Genomic DNA, 1,498 nt, shown 5'->3' on the forward strand with positions numbered 1-1,498 from the left:
ACAGCAGTGCGATGCCGCCGATCACCGCCACCGCGCCCCGCGTCACCGCGAGCCGACCTCGGATCCAAGACTTCATATGAACCTCGTACATAGATCTGAAACAACTACAGTTCACTAGCCCGAGAGTGTAAGCACGCCGACACACAACCCGGACCGGTTCCGCGATCATTTCCCACCCGGCGCCCGCTGCACATCCCCGAATTCCGTGGGCGGCGTGGCCGAATGCCCTGCGCAGCGCGCCCACCCGGCGTAAATCCGCCATCCTTCGTAAGCTGCCGCCATGACGAGATCGCACGCCACCCCCGCCGAGACGGCGCGGTACTGGGCCCGCTATCCCGACCGGCACGGCTGGGCAGCGGGCGAGAAGGCCACCACGGTCGTGCGACGCCGGGTACTGCCCGACCGCGTCTACGACGAATCGTTTCGCACCTGGGGCGGCTGGGCTCCCACCGCGACCCTCTACGACATCGACGACCCGCGCCCCTCGACGGTGCCGCATCTGGTGGAGATCAGTGCCGCCGAGGCCGATCTGCTACTGGGTGACCGATTCGGCGTGATCGGCGCGACCGGACAGGCGGAGTCGGTGATCGAGACCCCGGAATTGCCTGCGGCGGAAGCGGATTCGCTGCGCGCCCACTGGGACCACCTCGCCCGGGTCGCCGCCGCGACGGCGAAGACGCTCGACGAGCTGCTGGACGAACTGCCCGCGTCCTGGGCCGCACGCCGAGTAGACCTCGCCCCTGTGAAACCGCCCGAGTCGGTGCGCCGCCAGGTCGCGGTGCTGTGTTCGGAGGGCGTCGCGCTGCCCACCGCCCTGCGCGTGATCAACGACATCATCCGCTTCACCGTGGTGCTCGACGCCGACGCCTACCCCGAGGCCGTCGCGCGGATCACCGCCCTGCTGGCGGCGCGCGGATGCGCTCCGGTCCCAGGCTCATCGGCGGACTCCCGGGAGAATCCGCGCTATCGCGACCGTCGCACGCTGTGGACCGCCCCGGACGACCCGGCGCGTTTCGAGATCCAGTTCCACACTGCCGCCACTCTCACGATCCGGGAAAGCGACCAGCAGCTGCACGACTTCGCCCGGCAGTCCGAACTCTGGCCCGCCGACCCCCATCCCGGCGGGGCGGCCTTCGTCCGGCACAGCTCGTGGTGGTGTGTTCCCGAATCACCGGAGAACGGCCGTGCGGTGGCCGCCCTGCTCGGCTATCCCACCTGCGAAGAGGCGCTGCGCGATCTGGTGGCCGCGCCCACCCGCCTGGCCTATCTGCTGAATTTCCCGACCAACGACCTGTACCCGCTGCTCCAGCTGCGCCGCCTGATCACGGCCTTCGTCACCGGTCCGCCGGTGCCGCCGGTGGACGACGCCGACGCGATGGCGGCGGCGACGGTCGCGCTGACCTCGGTGCTGCGGTCCGAGATCGGCGAATCCGACGGCAGCGCGGTGATATTCGGCGTACCGCATCCGACCGCCGACGATGCCGTTCTCGAGATTCGC

Annotated in this window: 1 protein-coding gene; it reads left to right on the forward strand. The window is 69.7% G+C overall.

Going from position 1 to position 1,498, the window contains the following annotated elements; all coding sequences use genetic code 11:
* Positions 1-280: 280 nt before the first annotated feature.
* Positions 281-1,498, forward strand: a 1,218-nt coding sequence (locus QK444_RS36195; RefSeq protein ID WP_282786616.1) for a hypothetical protein, incomplete at its 3' end; no start/stop codon positions are given.

The sequence above is a fragment of the Nocardia sp. CC201C genome (assembly GCF_030010695.1).
GTDB classification, from domain to species: Bacteria; Actinomycetota; Actinomycetes; order Mycobacteriales; family Mycobacteriaceae; genus Nocardia; species Nocardia otitidiscaviarum.